The sequence below is a fragment of the Nocardioides litoris genome, assembly GCF_006346315.1.
Classification (GTDB): Bacteria; Actinomycetota; Actinomycetes; order Propionibacteriales; family Nocardioidaceae; genus Nocardioides; species Nocardioides litoris.
Map to the genome: position 1 here is coordinate 1 of NZ_VDMR01000001.1, position 15,768 is coordinate 15,768.

Here is a 15,768-nt window from a genome sequence, read left to right on the forward strand (position 1 = left end):
ATGCCGCGTCCGATCACGTTGTTCACGGGCCAGTGGGCCGATCTGCCTTTTGAGGAGGTGTGTCGTCTGGCGTCGGGGTGGGGGTATGACGGGCTGGAGATCGCGTGCTGGGGGGATCACCTGGATCCGTGGCGTGCGGCGGAGGACGACGCGTATGTGCAGGGCAAGCTGGACGTGCTGGAGGAGCACGGGTTGAAGGTGTGGGCGATCTCGAACCACTTGAAGGGTCAGGCGGTGTGTGATGACCCGATCGATGGTCGGCACCAGGCGATCTTGCCGCCGCAGGTGTGGGGTGATGGTGACCCGGAGGGGGTGCGGCAGCGGGCGGCGGAGGAGATGAAGCTGACGGCTCGGACTGCGCAGCGTCTGGGGGTCGACGTGGTGGTGGGGTTCACGGGGTCGGCGATCTGGAAGTACGTGGCGATGTTCCCGCCGGCGACGGAGGAGATGGTGGCGGCGGGGTATCGGGATTTCGCGGATCGGTGGAACCCGATCCTGGATGTGTTCGATGAGTGTGGGGTGCGGTTCGCCCATGAGGTGCACCCGAGCGAGATCGCGTATGACTACTGGACGACGCATGCGACGTTGGAGGCGATCGGGCATCGGCCGGCGTTCGGGTTGAACTGGGACCCGAGCCATTTCGTGTGGCAGGACCTGGATCCAGTGGGGTTCATGTGGGACTTCCGGGATCGGATCTACCACGTGGACTGCAAGGACGCGAAGCGTCAGGTGGGCAACGGTCGGAATGGTCGGTTGGGGTCGCATCTGCCGTGGGCGGATCCGCGGCGGGGGTGGGACTTCGTCTCGACGGGTCATGGTGATGTGCCGTGGGAGGCGTCGTTCCGGATGTTGAACACGATTGGTTATGAGGGGCCGATCTCGGTGGAGTGGGAGGACGCGGGGATGGATCGGTTGGTGGGGGCTCCGGAGGCGTTGGAGTTCGTGCGTCGTCTGGCGTTCGACCCGCCCTCGGCGGCCTTCGACGCCGCCTTCTCCACCACCAGCTGACCTGACCACCCGGCCCCCCACGCCCGACCGCACGACCGACCGACCACGAGCGAGGACGACGACATGACCAGCCAGCCGACCGGGACCGCCGCGACCAGCAGGACGGGGGTGTGGTTCGTCGGGGCGCGGGGCTCGGTGGCGACGACCGCGGTGGTCGGGGCGCTGGGGCTGCAGCACGACCTGGCGCCGACGACGGGGCTCGTGACCGAGCTGCCCGACCTGGACCCGGCCGGCCTGCCCGACCTGGCCGGTCTGGTCTTCGGCGGCCACGACGTCGGCCACGACACCCTGGCCAAGAAGGCCGAGACCCTCGTGGCCGGCGACGTCCTGCCCAGCATGCTCGTCCGCGCCCTGCGCGACGAGCTCGACGCCGTCGACGCCGACGTGCGGGCGGGGTGGTCGGCGGGGGAGGAGCCGGTGGCGACCGCCGTCGAGCGGCTGGCCGGCGACATCCGCGCCTTCGCCGAGCGGCACGACCTCGAGCGGGTCGTCGTCGTCGACGTGGCCTCCACCCAGGCCCCGGTCGAGGACCCCGAGACCCTGACCGAGGTCGACGACCGGCTGCCGATGGGCGCGGTCTACGCCCTCGCCGCCTTCCGGGCCGGCGCGCCGTACGTCACCTTCACCCCCAGCCCCTGCCTGCGCCTGCCCGTCGTGGCCGCCGCGGCCCGCGCCGCCGGACTGCCGTACGCCGGCTGCGACGGCAAGACCGGCGAGACGCTGCTGAAGTCCGCGCTGGCCCCGATGTTCGCGATGCGCAACCTGCAGCTGCGGTCGTGGGCCTCGATCAACCTGCTCGGCGGCGGTGACGGCGCCACCCTGGCCGACCCCGAGGCCGCCCGCAGCAAGATCGACACCAAGCGCAGCGGGCTGGACGCGATGGCCGGCTACGAGGTGCCCGGCCCGATGCACATCGACCAGGTCGAGGACCTCGGCGACTGGAAGACCGCGTGGGACCACGTGCGCTTCGACGGGTTCCTCGGCACCCGGATGACCCTCCAGCTGACCTGGCAGGGCTGCGACTCCGCCCTGGCCGCGCCCCTGGTGCTCGACCTGGTGCGCCTGGTCGCCGCGGCGCACGCCGCCGGCCGCAGCGGCGCGCTGGGCGAGCTGGGCTTCTTCTTCAAGGACCCGGTCACCGAGGCCGGCGTCGCGGCCGAGCACCGCCTGGCCGACCAGTGGCGCGAGCTCGTCGAGTGGCGCGCCGGGCTCGACTCGTGAGCACTGCCCGCACCACCGCCCGCAACGTCGCCGAGCTCGTCCGGCTGCCCGCCGCCCTCACCGTCCCCGGTGACGTCTGGGCCGGCGCGGCCTGGGCCGGCGCCGGTGCGGGGGCCGGACCCGCGATGCCCGTGGGCTCGGTGCTCCTCTACTGGTCCGGCATGGCCCTCAACGACTGGGCCGACCGCGAGGTCGACGCCGTCGAGCGCCCCGAGCGGGTCATCCCCTCGGGCCGGATGAGCGCCGGCACCGCCCTGGCCGTGGCGGGCGGTCTCGGCGCCGCCGGCGTCGCGGTCACCGCGGCCGCCGGGGGACGGTCGGCGCTCAAGGTCAGCGTCCCGCTCGCGCTGCTCGTGGCGGCGTACGACGTGGTCGCCAAGGACTCCGTCGCCGGACCGGTCGTGATGGCCTCGACCCGCGGGCTCGACGTGCTGCTCGGCGCCGCCGCGGCGCCGGGCGCCGCCGCGCTCCCGGCGGTGGCCACCGCGACCCACACCGTCGGGGTCACCCTGCTCAGCCGCGGCGAGGTGCACGGCGCCCGCCCGGCCGCGGCGTGGGCCGCCGTCGCGGCCACCGCCACCGCCACCGGCCTCGTCGTGGCCAGCGCCCTGCGCGGCGACGGGTCCGAGGTGCCCACCGCGCACCGCGTCGCCGCGGTCGGGTTCGCCGCGGCGTACGCCGCCAAGGTCGGTGGCGCCCAGGCCCGCGCGGCCCAGCAGCCCGACGCGGGCGAGGTCCGCAAGGCCACCGGTGCCGGCATCGGCGGGCTCACCCTGCTCCAGGCGGCCTGGCTGGCCGCTCGCGGCCGCCTCGGCACCGCGGCCGTCGTCGCGGGCGCCGGGCCCCTGCTCAAGCGCGCGGCGGGGAAGGTCAGCCCCACGTGAGCGGTTCCGCCCTGCGCCTCGGCTACGGCCTCAACGGGTTCGCCGGCCACCGGCTGGCCGACGCGTGCGCCGTGGTCTCCCACCTCGGCTACGAGGGCGTCGGGCTGACCCTCGACCAGCCCCACCTCGACCCGTACGCCCACCTGCCGGCCGAGATCGAGCACGCCCGCCGCTGCCTGTCCCGCCACGGCCTCGCCTCGGTCGTGGAGACCGGGTCGCGCTACGTGCTCGACCCGTTCCGCAAGCACGAGCCGACCCTGGTCAGCGACGAGGGCCGCGAGCGCCGCACCGACCTGCTCCAGCGCGCGGTGCGGGTGGCCCACGAGCTGGGCTCGGAGGCCATGTCGTGCTGGTCGGGCACCGCCCCCGAGGGCGTCGGCGCGGCCGTGCTGTGGCGCCGGGTCGTCGACGGCCTCGGCCCCGTGCTCGACGACGCCCACGAGCTCGGCGTGACGGTGTGCGTCGAGCCCGAGCCCGGCATGTTCCTGGCTACCCTCGACGACGTCCTCGCCCTGCGCGAGCGGCTCGGCTCGCCCGAGCACCTGCGGGTCACCCTCGACCTCGGCCACCTGGTCTGCAACGAGCCCCGCACCCCGGGCGAGACCGTGCACCTCGCCGGCCCGCTGCTGGGCAACGTGCAGGTCGACGACATGGTCCGCGACGTGCACGAGCACCTCGAGCTCGGCACCGGCGAGCTCGACCTCGACGACGTGCTGGGCGCGCTCCTCGCCACCGGGTACGCCGGCCTCGCCTGCGTCGAGCTGCCCCGCCACTCCCACGCCGCGCCCGCCGTGGCCGCCTCGACTATGGCCGCGCTGCGCGCCTCGCTCGACCGTCTCGGGTCGGTCGAGCAGCCCTCCCCACCCTCCCCGCCCGCTCCCCACCAGCACCCGAAGGAGGCGGTCCGGTGACGACCGTCCGCCCGCTCGTCCCGTCCGCCGACCTCCGCACGGTGCTCGGCCCCGAGGGTGCCGCCACCCTCGACGAGATGGCCGCCACCCTGCGGGCCACCCCGGCCAGCATCGACCGGCTCTTCCCGGCCGCGGCGCGGCGTACGGCCCGGGGGCCGCTGGCCGGCACCGCCCACCGCATCGAGGACGCCGTGCGGGTCGAGCTCGTCGGCGCTGTCGCCTCGGTGCGCGGCCCGGCCGACCTGGCCGAGGAGCTGCGCCTGCTCTACCGCTACGGCGACGCCGACGAGAAGCGCGCCGTGCTGCTCGCCCTCGGGGGCATCGACGACGTCGCGGTCGACGCGCGCGACCTGCTGCTCGACGCGCTGCGCACCAACGACGTGCGCCTCGTCGCCGCGGCCATGGGTCCGCACGCCCGTCGCCTCTCGGCCCACGACTGGCGCCACGGCGTCCTGAAGTGCATCTTCACCGGCGTCCCGCTCGCCGAGGTCGCCGACCTCGACACCCGCGCCGACGACGAGCTGCGCGCCATGGTCCGCCGCTTCGCCGACGAGCGCGAGGCCGCGGGCCGGCCCGTGCCCGACGACGCGGCCGCCCTGCTGACCCCCCGTGCCGAGACGACCACCGCTCCAGAGAAGGCTTGACCCATGCGCATCTTCGACCCGCACATCCACATGACCTCGCGGACCACCGACGACTACGAGCGGATGCACGAGGCGGGGGTGCGCGCGCTGGTCGAGCCGGCGTTCTGGCTGGGGCAGCCGCGCACCAACGTGGGGTCCTTCACCGACTACTTCGACGGGCTCGTCGGCTGGGAGCGGTTCCGGGCCGGCCAGTTCGGCATCGCCCACCACTGCACGATCGCGCTCAACCCCAAGGAGGCCAACGACCCGCGGTGCACCCCGGTGCTCGACGTGCTCCCGCGCTACCTGGCCAAGGACGGCGTGGTCGCGGTCGGCGAGATCGGGTTCGACTCGATGACCGAGGCCGAGACCGACGCGTTCCGCCGCCAGCTCGAGCTGGCCGTGGAGTTCGAGCTGCCGGCGATGGTGCACACCCCGCACCGCGACAAGGAGGGTGGCACCCGCCTGACCCTCGACCTGGTGGAGGCCTCCGGCATCGCGCCCGGCATGGTCGTGGTCGACCACCTCAACGAGCTCACCGTCGGCCCCGTCGACGAGGCCGGCTGCTGGATGGGCTTCTCCATCTACCCCGACACCAAGATGGACCCGCACCGGATGGTGGCGATCCTGCAGCAGCGCGGCCTGGACCGGGTGCTGGTCAACTCCGCCGCCGACTGGGGCCGCAGCGACCCGCTGCTGACCCTGCGCACGGGCGAGGCGATGCTCGCCGCCGGCTTCAGCGACGACGACGTCGACCGCGTGCTGTGGCGCAACCCGGTCGAGTTCTACGGCCAGAGCGGCCGGCTGATGCTCCCGGGCGACCCCGACGACCTCGACGGCGCGGTCGACGAGGTCGACGAGTCCGCGACCTTCGAGGGCAACTCGATCCTCCGCGGCGCCCGCGTCCAGGCCTCCTGATGCGGCTGCGCCACCCCGACGGCACCGTGGTCCACCTCGGCTACGGCACCAACGTGCTGCCCGCCGAGGACGTCGACGGCCTCGTCGCGCAGTCCGTCGAGGTCGGCGCCCGCATCCGCCGCTCGCTCGGCACGACGGGGTCGGTCGGGCTGGGCCTCTGGCTGCCCGCCGACGCGGCCCACCGCCTCGCCGCCGACCCCGCCGGCGTGCGCGAGGTGCGCGCCCGGCTGGCCGACGAGGGCGTCGAGATCGTCACCGTCAACGCCTTCCCGTACGCCGCCTTCCAGGGCGCGGTGGTCAAGCACGCCGTCTACCACCCGACCTGGGCCCAGCGGGAGCGGCTCGACTACACCCTCGCCGCCGCGGGGGTGCTGGCCGGGCTGCTGCCCGACGACGTGGTGGCCGACGGGCACGGATCGATCTCCACCCTGCCGCTCGCGTGGCAGGCGCCGTGGTCCGCCGACGACCAGGACATCGCCGAGGCCATGCTGGCCGAGCTGGCCGACGGCCTGGCGAAGGTCGAGGCCGACACCGGTCGCCGCATCGTGGTCGGCGTCGAGCCCGAGCCCGGGTGCGTCGTCGAGACCGTCGAGCAGGCCGTGGACCGGCTCGCCGCCGTCGACCGCGACCGCATCGGCGTCTGCCTCGACCTGTGCCACCTCGCCGTCGGGTTCGACGACGCCGACCGGGCCGTCGCGCTGCTCGACGACGCCGGGCTGCGGGTCGTCAAGGCCCAGCCCGCCGCCGCGCTGGTCGTCGATGACCCGGCCGACCCGGCCACGCGCGCCGTGCTGGCGTCGTACGCCGAGGACCGCTTCCTGCACCAGGTGCGCACGCCCCAGGGCGCCGGCGTCGCCGCGCGCGACGACCTGCCCGAGGCCCTCGACGGCGACGAACCGCTGGCCACCGAACGGCCGTGGCGGGTGCACTTCCACGTGCCCGTGCACGCCGACCCGCAGGCCCCGCTGCGCACCGCCCGCGACGACCTGCGCGCCTCGCTCGCCGCGCTCCTCGGCGGTCCGGCGGCCAGGGTCGCGCACCTGGAGGTCGAGACCTACACCTGGTCGGTGCTGCCCGGCGGCGGCCCGTCCGACGTCGACGAGCTCGCGGCGGGCCTCGCCGCCGAGCTCGCCTTCGTGCACGCCGAGCTCGTCGCGCTCGGCCTCACCCCGCTCTGACCCGTCCGCCCGCACCCGGAGGAACCCATGGACAAGCTGCTCGTGGTCGACGTCGTCGGCCTCACCCCCGACCTGCTGCAGCACATGCCGCGGCTGCAGCGGTTCGCCGAGGCGGGCTCGCAGGCGGTGCTCGAGACCGTGCTGCCCGCGGTGACCTGCAGCGTGCAGTCGACGCTGCTGACCGGCCTGCCGCCCGCCGAGCACGGCATCGTCGGCAACGGGTGGTACTTCCGTGACCTGGGCGAGGTCTTCCTGTGGCGCCAGCACAACAAGCTGGTGCAGGGGGAGAAGGTCTGGGAGACCGTGCGCCGCGAGGCGCCCGGCTACACCGTGGCCAACGTCTGCTGGTGGTACGCGATGGGCGCCACCACCGACTGGACTGTCACCCCCCGCCCCATCTACTACGCCGACGGCAAGAAGGCGCCCGACGCCTACACCCGCCCGCCCGAGCTGCACGACGAGCTGGTCGACGAGCTGGGCGAGTTCCCGCTCTTCCAGTACTGGGGGCCGACAGCCTCCATCAAGTCCTCGGAGTGGATCGTCGGCGCCGCACGACGGCTGATGCCGCGCGCCGACCTGACGCTGGCCTACCTGCCCCACCTCGACTACGACCTGCAGCGCTTTGGCCCCGACGCGCCCGAGGCCGCCGCCGCGGCCCGCGAGGTCGACGCCGCGCTCGCCCCGCTCCTCGACGACGCCGAGCGCCTCGGCGCCCGGGTGGTCGTGCTGTCGGAGTACGGCATCACCGCCGCCGACACCCCCGTCGACGTCAACCGCATGCTGCGCTCGGAGGGCCTGCTCGAGGTCTACACCCAGGACGGCATGGAGTACCTCGACCCCTGGACCTCGCGTGCCTTCGCCGTCGCCGACCACCAGGTCGCCCACGTGTACGTCGACGACCCGGCCGACCTCGAGCGCGTCCGGGCCCTGTGCGCCGCGCTGCCCGGCGTCGCCGAGGTGCTCGACCGCGCCGGCCAGGCGGCGTACGGGCTGGACCACGAGCGGGCCGGCGAGCTGGTGCTGGTGGCCGACCCGACCGCGTGGTTCACCTACTACTACTGGGACGACGACGACCGTGCGCCCGACTTCGCCCGCGGCGTCGAGATCCACCGCAAGCCCGGCTACGACCCGGCCGAGCTGTTCCTCGACCCCGAGGACAAGCTGGTCAAGGCCAAGGCGGCGCTGACCCTGGCGAGGAAGTTCGCCGGCCTGCGCTACGCGATGAAGGTCGTGCCGCTCGACCCCGCGCCCGTGCGCGGCACCCACGGCCGGCTGCCGGCCCGCGACCAGGACGCCCCGGTGGTGCTGTGCGACCAGCCCGGCGTGCTCGGCGACCGGATCGCCGCCACCGACGTGCGCGACCTGCTGCTGCGGCTGGTCGGCGTGGGAGCACAGGTGTCGTAGTGGAGTCCGGACCCCTCCTCGACCGCGTCCGCGACCGGCTGCGCACGCCCCCGTCCTGCGGCGTGCCCGCGGCCGACCGGCTGGTCGCCGACGCGCTGGTCCCCGGCAAGCTGCTGCGGCCCGACCTCGTCGTGCGCAGCGCCGCCGCGGCCGTGGCCACCGGCGGCGCCGCGCTGTCGCCCGAGGCCGCGGAGCGGATCGTCGCGGGGGCGCTCGCGGTCGAGCTGCTGCACGTCGCCACGCTCGTGCACGACGACATCATCGACGCCGCCCCGACCCGCCGCGGCCGCCTGTCGGTCGTCGCCGCCGCCGGCACCGGGACCGCGATCGTGGTCGGCGACCTGCTCCTCGCCCGGGCCGCGGTCGCGGCCGCCGCGTCGTCGCCGCTCGCCTCCGCCGCCTGCGCCCGGGCCCTCGAGCGGATGGCCGCCGGCCAGCTCCGCGAGGCCGGCCTCGCCGCCGCGCCCTCGGTACAGGCCCACGCTGAGTACGCCACCCTCAAGACCGCCGAGCTGTTCCGCACCTGCGCCGAGGTCGGCGCCGCCGCCGTCGGGGCCGACCCCGCCGTGCTCGAGGCCCACGGCCGGTTCGGGCTGCACTTCGGTGTCGCCTTCCAGCACGTCGACGACCTGCTCGACGCCGTCGGCGACCCCGTCCTCATGGGCAAGCCCGTCGGGGCCGACGCCGCCAACGGCGTCCCCACCGCCGTCACCCTCCTCGACGGCTCCGTCGAGGCGGTCGCGGGTCTCGTCGCCGACGAGCTCGACGCCGCCCGCGAGGCCGTTCCTGCCCTCGCCGACTGGGCCACCGCCGGCCTCCGCCGCGCGCTCGGCACCGCCCTCGACCTCGACGGTCGGCGGCGTACGGCGGGACTGGCGGCGGCGCTGCGCACCGGCTGAGCCCCGGGCCAGGTCACCGCCGCCCGGGCCGACCACCGCGGCACACTGGACCGGTGGCCCCATCCCAGGACGCCCTCGACGAGACGACCCGCGCCCGGCTCGAGCTGGCCGCCGAGCCGGACGAGATCGCGCACGTCGTGTGCTGCCGCGAGGACCCGTGGGAGCGCGCGCTGTGCGGAGAGCCGATCGATGCCGTCAACCTCGCGGCCGAGACGGTCTGCACGTTGTGCGTCGAGGTCGCGATGGGCCTGCCCGGGTGGGCACCCGACGCCGACCCGCCGCGCTGCGTCCTCGACGGCACGCCCTGTCCCGACGAGCACGACATCGACCTGCGCATCCTGCGCGAGGTCACCCGCCCGCCCGGCTGAGCCACCACGGCGGTCCGGTGGTGGCGTCGTCCGCGGTCCCCGACACCCGCAGCACCACGTCGTCGAGGCGCAGCACCAGCGAGCCGTCGGGGTCGGTCGTCGCCGCCGTGACGGTGAGTCCGCCCAGGCCGCCGGCCACGGCCAACCAGGCCGCGTCGTCGGTCGCGCGGTGCTCCGTGCCGTCCACGGACCAGGGCGCGTCGAGGTACAGGCGGGACTCGACCACCGGGGTCGGCCGCGCGTCGCAGAACCCGACGAAGGGCCAGGACTGCCGCACCCCGACCTCGACCACGAACGTGCCGGCGAGCCCCTCGGCGTCCACGGCCCTCACCCGTCCCGCCGGGCAGCGGACCAGGCCGCCCAGAGCCGGGCGTACGGCCCGTCACCGGCGGCGAGCACGGCGGGCGGACCCTCCTCGACGACCCGGCCGGCCTCGAGCACGACGACCCGGTCGGCCTCGGCCGCGGTGGTCAGGCGGTGGGCGACGAGGAGCGCGGTCCGGCCGGCGAGCGCCCGGCGCATGCCGTCCTCGAGCACCCGCGCGCCGGCCGACCCGGCCTCGGCGGTGGCCTCGTCGAGCACGGCCACGTCGGCGTCGCGCAGCACCAGGCGGGCGATCGCGACCTGCTGCGCCTGCACCGGCGTCAGGGCGTGGCCGCCCGAGCCGACGCGGGTGTCGAGGCCCTCGGGCAGCGCCCGCACCCAGGCCCCCGCCCCCGCCACGCCCAGCGCCGCGACCAGGTCGTCGTCGGAGGCGGTGGGGTCGGCCAGGCGGAGGTCCTCGGCCAGCGTGCCCGCGAACACGTGCACCTCCTGGCTGACCAGGGTGACGTGGCGGGCCAGCTCCTCGCGGCCCATGTCGGGCACCGAGGCGCCGCCGACCTCGATCGCCCCCGCGGCGGGGGAGTGGATGCCGGCGACCAGGGCGGCGAGCGTCGTCTTGCCGGCGCCGCTGGAGCCGACGACGGCCACGTGCTCGCCCGCGGCGACGGCGAGGTCGACGCCGTGCAGCACCTCGGTGCCGTCGGCGTAGGCGAACCGGACGTCGCGCACCGACAGCACCGGCGCCTCCGGCTCGGGCGCGCCCACCGGCTCGGCCACCTCCATCGACGCCACCCCGGCCAGCCGGGCCAGGGAGGCGGTCGCGCTCTGCACCTCGTCGAGCAGCACCAGCAGGGCGCTCACGGGGTCGAAGAGCCGCAGGAAGTAGAGCGCGGCAGCGGTGGCGGAGCCCAGGCTGGCGGTGCCGTTGCCGACCAGGACCGCGCCCATGACGAGCACCGACCCGGTGCCGACGAGCTCGCCGAGGTGGATGCGGCAGAAGAACCAAGCGCTCTTGTCGACCGCGCGCAGGTGCGCCCGTCGCGCCTCCTCCGAGCGCGCCGCGACCCGGTCGAGGTGCCGGGTCCCGAGGAGCAGGGCCTGCACGGTGCGCAGCCCGCCGACGGTCTCGACCAGCTGCTGGGAGCGGACGCCCTCGGCGCGGCGGGCGGCGGCGTACAGCGGGGGGCTCGCGCGCAGGTAGAGGCGGGCGGCCAGCGCGTGGAAGGGCAGCGACAGCAACCCGGCCAGCGCGAACCGCCAGTCGAGCACGGCCAGGCCCACGACGGTCAGCACCACCGTGATGCCGGAGAACAGGAACTCGGGGAAGCCCTCCCGCAGCGCCTCGCTCACCCGGTCGACGTCGTCGCCGACCCGGGAGGCCAGGTCGCCGGTGCCGCCCTGCTCGAGCCGCTCCTGCGGCAGCGCGAGCGCCCGGCCGAGCACCGTCTCGCGCAGCCTGGCCAGCGCGCCCTCCCCGACCCGCGAGAGCGCCGCGCGTCCGAGCCCGGCCAGCACCCCCTGGGCGAGGACCGCGACCGCGAGCACGACGAGCGGGACGGTCAGCGCCGAGCGCGGTCCGCCCGCCTGGCCGATGTCGACGAGCCGACCGAGCACGGGTGGCACGACCAGGCCGGCGACGGTCGAGGCCACGAGCAGGCCCACGGCCACCGCGGCGCCGCGCCGCTGCGGGCGCACGGCGGTGGCCAGCCGGCGCCGGGCCTCCGCCGGCGTCGCGACGGGCAGCGCCCCCGGGGTGAGGGTGCTCACGCCAGCACCGCCGCGGCGTACCGCTCGTCGGCGACCAGGTCGGCGTGCGGGCCGCGGACCGCGACGACGCCGTCGACGACGAGCGCCACCTCGTCGGCCGCGGCGAGCAGGGCCGGGCTCGACGTCACCACCACCGTCGTACGACGACCGGCCCGGAGCCCGCGCAGGCCGTCGGCGACCCCGGCCTCGGTGACCGCGTCGAGCGCGGTCGTGGGGTCGTCGAGCACCAGCACGGGCGGGTCGGCGGCGAGCGCACGGGCCAGGGACAGGCGCTGGCGCTGGCCGCCGGAGAGCGTGGTGCCCTGGTGGAGCGAGCCGTGCTCGCGCAGCGCCGCGGCGACGTCGTCGGCGCGGGCGGCGGCCAGGGCCAGCGCCGGGTCGTCGCCGACGACGTCGCCCAGCGGCTCGGTGAACAGGGCGGCCTCGTGCGGCACCACGACCACGGTGCGGTGCAGGGTGTCGAGGGGGAGGTCGCGGGCGTCGACCCCGCCGAGGAGGAGCGTGCCGGCGGTGGGGTCGGTCCGCCGGGCGAGCACGTCGAGCAGCTCGGCCCGGGCCGTCAGGTCGTCGCACACCACGCCGACCGTGCTGCCGGGCTCGACGTGGAGGTCGAGCCCGCGGAGGTGGGAGCCGTGCACGGCGCGCAGGTCGAGCCCGCCGCCCAGGGCCCCGCTGCCCGTCCCCGGGGGCACGTCGTGGACGACGTACGGCGCCGCGAGGACCTCGGCGATCCGGCTCGCCGAGGCGCGCACGGTCGCCGACCCGGCGGCGGCCCACGACAGCCGGGCCACCGGTCCGACGAGGAACTGGGCCAGCCCCACCCCCGCCACGAGCTCGCCGGGCGTGAGGTCGCCCGATACCGTCAGGTGGGCGCCGACGCCGGCGACCGCGACCAGCAGCAGACCGCCGATGACGAGCGTGACGCCGTCGATGGCCGACTGGGCGTCGCCGGCGCGCACGCGGGCGACCCGCGCGGCCTGGCTGGCCCCGCGGAACCGGTCGGCGGCGTGCCGCTGCGCGCCGAGGCCGTGCAGCACCCGCAGGCCGGAGACGAGGTCGACGGCCAGGCCGGAGCTCTGCGCCGCCGCCTCCTGCTGGGCGGCGCTGCGGGTCTGCAGGGGCCTCGCCAGCAGCGGCACGACGAGCACCGAGACGACGACGGAGGCCAGGGCGACCAGGCCGAGGACCACCGAGGTCGCCATGAGCACCGCGCTCGCCACGAGCAGCGCGACGAGCCCGCTGACGCCGACGCCGAGGTAGTGGACGGTGCGCCCGACCTTCTCGGCGTCGGACCCGACGATGCTCAGCACCTCGCCGGTCGACCGCGGGCGCGTCGTGCCGCGCGGGTCGACCAGGCGCTCGACCACGGCCTGGCGCACGTCGTGCTCGGCGCGGGTCTGGGCCCGGGCCGCCACGGGCCCGGCGCCGTTGCCGGCGGCGGAGAGGACGACGTACACCGCGGCGAGCACGCCCACCCAGACGAAGACCTGCGACACCGAGCCCGGGGCGATGGCCCGGTCGATGGCCAGGCCCACGACCACCGGGGTGCTGGCCTCGCAGAGCTGGTGCAGGCACAGCAGCGCCGCGGTGGCGGCGGTGCTCCGACGGCAGCGGGCGAAGGCGAGGCGCAGGACGCCGCGGACGTCGGCCACCCCGGGCTCGTCGGGCTCGGCCACCGCGTCCTCCTCCGTGTCCGACCCGCCGGTTAGGTCACCCTAACTGTGTCCGGGTCCCGGCCTCAGCGGGGGGCGGAGCCCCGCGCCGCGTCGAGGAACGCGACCAGGCGCCCGACCGAGGCCTGCGCCTCGGGCATGACGGCCTGCTGCTGGTAGAGGTGCCACAGGGACGGCTGGTCGTCGAGCCGGACGTCGACGCCCTGCGCCTCGAGGGTCCGGGCCAGGGCGACGACGTCGGGACGGAGGAGGTCGACGCCGGCGGTGGTGAGCAGGACCGGGCAGGTGAGTCCGGTGTAGTCGCCCAGGACGGGCGAGACCTCGGGGTCGTCGGCGGGACGGTCACCGAGGTAGGCCGGGAGCGCCTTGTCGAGCATCCCCGTCCAGCGGATGACCGGGTCGAGACCCTCGTTGGCGAGCCGGTCGCCGGCGAAGTCGTGCAGGTCGGCGGCCGGGGACAGCAGCGCGAGGGCCGACGGCTGCACCGCGGTCGACCCGTCGGCCAGCAGCCGCTGCACCAGGCCGAGGGCCAGGTTGCCGCCCGCCGACGTGCCGACGAGGAGCGGGCGCCCCGGACGGTCGGCCGTGAGGGCCCGCCACGCCGTCTCGACCCGGTCGAGGGCGGCCGGGGCGCGCCGCTCGGGGGCCAGCGGGTAGTGCACCGAGAGGCAGCGCAGCCCGGTCCGCGCGGCCAGCTGCACGACGACCGGGTCGACCGGCTCGCCCAGCACGAACGCGCCGCCGTGCAGGTAGACGAGCACCTCGTCCGCGTCGTGCGCCGCCGGCTCGACGACGGTCACGGGGCAAACGCCGACCTCGGTGCGGCTCGTGCGGACCGGGTGCAGCGCCCTCGCCTCCGCGAGGAGCTCCCGGCTGCGCCGGCGCACGGCGAGGCGGACGAGGTGGATGGTGAGCCGGTTCAGCGGCACCGGGATGGCCGCGGGCGGCGCGGTGCGCAGCACCTCCGCGGCCCGGTCGGACAGGTCGGGGGCCGGGGAACCGTCGGCGCTGTCGTCCACGGGGACGACACTCTCACGGCGCCGCCGCCTGAGGGCCGCTCCAGCGGTGGGCCAGGCCGTCGAGCCGCAGCACGGCGGACTCGTCGCGGTGGGTGCCGGTGGTGCCGACGTGCTCGTCGCTGGTGCCGGGGGTTCTCGATGACGTGCACCAGGGCCATGCCGTGCCCGCGCCCGAGGCCGAGGTCGTCGACCAGCCAGGCCAGGATCGGGGTCGCCTTGGTGTCGGGGCCGAAGCCGCGCGCGTGGGCGAGGTCGACGATCTCCTGCGGGGTCTTGCCGGTCTTCTTCTCGGCGGCGTCGAGGTAGGCCTGGAAGGGCATGGGGTGCTCCTGCGGGGCACGGTTGGTGGGCTGCCGGGACCGACCCGGCAGCCCCACGGACTCGTCGCTCAGTTGAGGGTGCGGGTGCCCTCCGGCACGCCGCCGCCGCGCTGCACGACGTCCTCGGTGAGGACCTGCAGCGCGGTGAGGGCGACGTTCTGCGAGAGGGGACCGTAGGAGATCCGGGCCACGCCGTGCTCCTGCTGCCAGGCCGAGGACGGCGTGCCGGGGATGCCGATGGTGGTCAGGCGGCGCGGGCCGAAGGCGTCGACGAGGGCCTCGACCTGCCCCTCGTCGAGCTTGCCAGGCACGAAGACGACCGGCGCGCCGGCGTCGAGGAACGCCCGGCCGCGCTCGATCGCGTCGGCGAGCTTGGTCGCCTCGTCGCGGTCGCGGCCCACGGTGAAGGCGTCGGTACGGGCGTTGAGGACGAAGTCGACGCCCTCGGCCTCGGCCACCGCCATGATGTCGGCGACCTGCTGCGCGGCCTCGGCCACCGGCTTGAGCTGGTCCTCGATGTTGGCGCCGACGACACCCACGCCGATGGCGCGGCGCACCGTGCCGGGCGCGTCGCCGTACCCGCCCTCGAGGTCGGCGGTCACCGGGAGGTCGGTGGCCGCGACGATGCGGGCGACGTGCTCGAGCACGAGGTCGACGGGGATGTTCTCGCCGTCCTCGTAGCCGAAGAGGGCCGCGATCGAGTGGCTGGCCGTGGCCAGGGCGCGGGTGCCCTCGACCGCCGCCACGGTGCGCGCGGTCACGACGTCCCAGACGTTGACGACCGAGAGCAGCGCCTCGTCCTGGTGGAGGCGCAGCAGCTCGGTGGCGCGGGCGCGGGTGGTCTCGATGTCGCTCATGCGGGCGACGCTAGTGGCGCCGCCCAGCGCCGTACCGCTCGTGGGGGTGATCGTGCTGGTGTGGCGAGACAGCGGCCGGTCGCGGCCCCTAGGGTCCTGCGTCGACAAGGGTGACCACCGGACACGCCTTCGTCCCGGGACCCGCGTGACCCCCCACGGCTCGCGCGGCGCTCCGGTCGCCCGCCTCTCCGCCCCCATCGGAGAGGCGGGCTCCTCCGACCCGGCCGAGCGGCACGAGGACGCGCGGGCCGTGGTCCGAGCACGCCAATGGCCCCGCCGGCGGTGGGGCGGGGTGTGGGGCTCGGTGGTCAGGGCTCGGCGGAGCGGTCGACGGTGCACGTCGCGCCGGCGGGGGAGTGCCACTCGAAGCCCCCGGGTCTGACCTGTTCGTAGG

The 15,768-nt window shown here is 75.9% G+C and carries 16 protein-coding genes; 10 read left to right on the forward strand and 6 right to left on the reverse strand.

Translation table 11 applies throughout. The features are described from left to right. The 10 genes from FJQ57_RS00005 to FJQ57_RS00050 all read left to right on the forward strand — a co-directional run. Nucleotides 1-1,008: sugar phosphate isomerase/epimerase family protein (locus FJQ57_RS00005; RefSeq protein WP_139977235.1), on the forward strand; the 1,008-nt coding region annotated here is incomplete at its 5' end. A 63-nt stretch (nt 1,009-1,071) separates the two neighbouring features. Then, nucleotides 1,072-2,229: an inositol-3-phosphate synthase gene (locus tag FJQ57_RS00010; protein WP_139977236.1), complete on the forward strand. Its 1,158-nt coding sequence runs from the start codon at nt 1,072-1,074 to the stop codon at nt 2,227-2,229. After that, nucleotides 2,226-3,113 carry an SCO3242 family prenyltransferase gene (locus FJQ57_RS00015; protein ID WP_139977237.1) on the forward strand — a complete coding sequence of 296 codons (888 nt, stop codon included), beginning with the start codon at nt 2,226-2,228 and terminating at the stop codon, nt 3,111-3,113. The genes FJQ57_RS00010 and FJQ57_RS00015 overlap by 4 nt, the downstream gene beginning before the upstream one ends. Beyond that, entirely contained in the window at nt 3,110-4,024 is a 915-nt protein-coding gene (locus FJQ57_RS00020; protein WP_246081512.1) for a sugar phosphate isomerase/epimerase family protein, read from the forward strand. Before FJQ57_RS00015 ends, FJQ57_RS00020 begins: the two co-directional genes overlap by 4 nt. Next, complete coding sequence (locus FJQ57_RS00025) at nt 4,021-4,668, forward strand: EboA domain-containing protein (RefSeq protein ID WP_211348693.1); 648 nt, start codon at nt 4,021-4,023, stop codon at nt 4,666-4,668. Before FJQ57_RS00020 ends, FJQ57_RS00025 begins: the two co-directional genes overlap by 4 nt. Before the next feature lie 3 nt (nt 4,669-4,671). After that, complete coding sequence (locus tag FJQ57_RS00030; protein ID WP_139977238.1) at nt 4,672-5,565, forward strand: TatD family hydrolase; 894 nt, start codon at nt 4,672-4,674, stop codon at nt 5,563-5,565. Continuing rightward, nucleotides 5,565-6,743 carry a metabolite traffic protein EboE gene (gene eboE / locus FJQ57_RS00035; RefSeq protein WP_139977239.1) on the forward strand — a complete coding sequence of 393 codons (1,179 nt, stop codon included), beginning with the start codon at nt 5,565-5,567 and terminating at the stop codon, nt 6,741-6,743. The genes FJQ57_RS00030 and eboE overlap by 1 nt, the downstream gene beginning before the upstream one ends. Before the next feature lie 27 nt (nt 6,744-6,770). Beyond that, a complete protein-coding gene (locus tag FJQ57_RS00040) occupies nt 6,771-8,147 on the forward strand; it encodes an alkaline phosphatase family protein (protein WP_139977240.1) in 1,377 nt (458 codons plus the stop codon). After that, nucleotides 8,147-9,046, forward strand: coding sequence for a polyprenyl synthetase family protein (locus FJQ57_RS00045; RefSeq protein ID WP_170219195.1), 900 nt, complete (start codon nt 8,147-8,149; stop codon nt 9,044-9,046). Before FJQ57_RS00040 ends, FJQ57_RS00045 begins: the two co-directional genes overlap by 1 nt. 53 nt (nt 9,047-9,099) lie before the next feature. Next, complete coding sequence (locus tag FJQ57_RS00050) at nt 9,100-9,414, forward strand: hypothetical protein (protein WP_139977242.1); 315 nt, start codon at nt 9,100-9,102, stop codon at nt 9,412-9,414. Here the strand turns inward: FJQ57_RS00050 and FJQ57_RS00055 are convergent. From FJQ57_RS00055 to FJQ57_RS00080, 6 genes are all read right to left on the reverse strand, one after another. Then, on the reverse strand, nt 9,395-9,736 hold the full coding sequence (locus tag FJQ57_RS00055; protein ID WP_139977243.1) for a hypothetical protein: 342 nt from the start codon (nt 9,734-9,736) through the stop codon (nt 9,395-9,397). The genes FJQ57_RS00050 and FJQ57_RS00055 overlap by 20 nt on opposite strands. A gap of 5 nt (nt 9,737-9,741) precedes the next feature. Further along, nucleotides 9,742-11,505, reverse strand: a complete 1,764-nt coding sequence (locus tag FJQ57_RS00060) for an ABC transporter ATP-binding protein (RefSeq protein ID WP_139977244.1) — start codon at nt 11,503-11,505, stop codon at nt 9,742-9,744. Continuing rightward, entirely contained in the window at nt 11,502-13,181 is a 1,680-nt protein-coding gene (locus FJQ57_RS00065; protein ID WP_139977245.1) for an ABC transporter transmembrane domain-containing protein, read from the reverse strand. Before FJQ57_RS00065 ends, FJQ57_RS00060 begins: the two co-directional genes overlap by 4 nt. A 62-nt stretch (nt 13,182-13,243) precedes the next feature. Continuing rightward, nucleotides 13,244-14,197, reverse strand: a complete 954-nt coding sequence (locus FJQ57_RS00070) for an alpha/beta hydrolase fold domain-containing protein (protein WP_139977246.1) — start codon at nt 14,195-14,197, stop codon at nt 13,244-13,246. Then, on the reverse strand, nt 14,098-14,517 hold the full coding sequence (locus tag FJQ57_RS00075; RefSeq protein ID WP_246081513.1) for a DUF4287 domain-containing protein: 420 nt from the start codon (nt 14,515-14,517) through the stop codon (nt 14,098-14,100). The genes FJQ57_RS00070 and FJQ57_RS00075 overlap by 100 nt, the downstream gene beginning before the upstream one ends. Nucleotides 14,518-14,585: 68 nt before the next feature. Beyond that, nucleotides 14,586-15,374 (reverse strand): isocitrate lyase/PEP mutase family protein, encoded by a 789-nt coding sequence (locus FJQ57_RS00080; RefSeq protein WP_139977247.1) that lies wholly within the window; start codon nt 15,372-15,374, stop codon nt 14,586-14,588. Nucleotides 15,375-15,768 lie beyond the last annotated feature (394 nt).

Bases quoted from the DNA above. Each gene is read 5' to 3' on its own strand.
- FJQ57_RS00010 (WP_139977236.1), top strand. From the start codon at position 1,072: ATGACCAGCCAGCCGACCGGGACCGCCGCGACCAGCAGGACGGGGGTG.
- FJQ57_RS00075 (WP_246081513.1), bottom strand. From the start codon at position 14,517: ATGCCCTTCCAGGCCTACCTCGACGCCGCCGAGAAGAAGACCGGCAAG.
- FJQ57_RS00030 (WP_139977238.1), top strand. From the start codon at position 4,672: ATGCGCATCTTCGACCCGCACATCCACATGACCTCGCGGACCACCGAC.
- eboE (WP_139977239.1), top strand. From the start codon at position 5,565: ATGCGGCTGCGCCACCCCGACGGCACCGTGGTCCACCTCGGCTACGGC.
- FJQ57_RS00080 (WP_139977247.1), bottom strand. From the start codon at position 15,374: ATGAGCGACATCGAGACCACCCGCGCCCGCGCCACCGAGCTGCTGCGC.
- FJQ57_RS00040 (WP_139977240.1), top strand. From the start codon at position 6,771: ATGGACAAGCTGCTCGTGGTCGACGTCGTCGGCCTCACCCCCGACCTG.